General features: G+C 65.9%; 1 protein-coding gene. It reads left to right on the forward strand.

Annotated elements, in window-relative coordinates; genetic code table 11:
- On the forward strand, positions 1–1,491 hold a 1,491-nt coding region (locus AB0M36_RS37610), incomplete at both ends, for an AMP-binding protein (protein ID WP_364167589.1).

Below are 1,491 nucleotides of genomic sequence, written 5' to 3' on the forward strand. Positions count from 1 at the left end.
GCCGCCTACAACCACCAAGACCTCCCCTTCGAACTCCTCGTCAAACACCTACAACCCACCCGCTCCCTCGCCCGACACCCCCTCTTCCAAATCGCGTTGTCCCGTGCCGATCGCCTCCCGCCGGCTACGCCCCTGCCCGGGTTGGAATGCGCGCCCGTCGCGACGCCGCTGCGGATAGTCAAGTTCGATCTGGAGATCACCGTTGCGGATGAGCCGATCGACGGCGAGCTGGGCATCGGCATCAGCTATGCGAGAGACCTGTTCGCTCACCGCACCGTCGAGGTGCTGGGACAACGGCTGCGCAACGTATTGCACCAAGTGGCCACCGACTCGGAAACGACGATCAGCCGGATCGACGTAATGACCGGCCAGGAGCGGATAGACCTCCTCGGCGGCTTCGGGGGCAGCGGCACTCCGGTCACGGAGAGCCGGACGGTGCTCGATGTCTTCGACGAGCAGGTGGAACGGGCACCGGGCCGGATCGCGATCACCGATGGCACCGTGAGCCTGACCTACGTCGAACTGCGAGACCGAGCCGATCGCCTCGCACGAACCCTGGTCGCCGCCGGGGTGAGCACGGAAACGCTGGTGCCGATGCTGATGCAGCGCTCGGTGGACCTCGTCGTGGGCATCCTCGCCGTGCTGCGCGCGGGCGGGGGATACGTACCGATCCATACGGCGTATCCGCCGGTCCGGATGAAGAGGGTTGCGGAGGAAACAAACTCACCGGTCGTACTGGTGGACGACGCCTTCGAGCAGCACGAAGTGACCAACGCGTTGGTCGCTGGGGGCCGGACGGCGCTGAGGTGCGAAGCGGATCACGCAGCGGAGGACGAGCCGCTTCCCACGGTCTTGCCGGACCAGATCTGCTACGTCATGTACACCTCGGGGTCCACCGGCGAGCCCAAGGGTATCCAGATCACCCACGGGGGCGTCGTCGATCTGGCGTGCGATCCCAGCTGGGGAATGCAGCCAGAGGACCGCGTACTGCTGCACTCACCGCACGCCTTCGACGCCTCCACGTGGGAGCTCTGGGGACCATTGCTGGCAGGTGGCCGAGTCGTGGTCGCGCCGGCACGGGAGATCGACGGGGCCTTCCTCAAGGACCTGGTCCACGCCACCGGAGTCAACCGGCTCAGTTTGACGGCGGGTCTTTTCCGGGTGATCGCGGATGACTCGATCGAGGCGTTCGCGGAGCTGGACGAGATCACCACGGGAGGCGACGTCATCTCCGCCGATGCGGTGAACAACACGTTGCGGCATTGCCCGGACATTGTCGTCCGCACCACGTATGGGCCAACCGAGGCAACTCTGTGCGTGACTCAGTACCCCTGGCACGGCACCGAGCGGGCCGGCACCTCGGTGCCCCTGGGCAGGCCGATGGGCGGCACAAGGCTGTTTGTGTTGGATGAGTTTTTGCAGCCTGTACCAGTCGGTGTGCCGGGAGAGCTGTACATCGCTGGAAGCGGGCTGGCACGCGGTTACCTCGGC

The sequence above is a fragment of the Actinoplanes sp. NPDC051346 genome (genome assembly GCF_040682215.1).
Classification (GTDB): Bacteria; Actinomycetota; Actinomycetes; order Mycobacteriales; family Micromonosporaceae; genus Actinoplanes.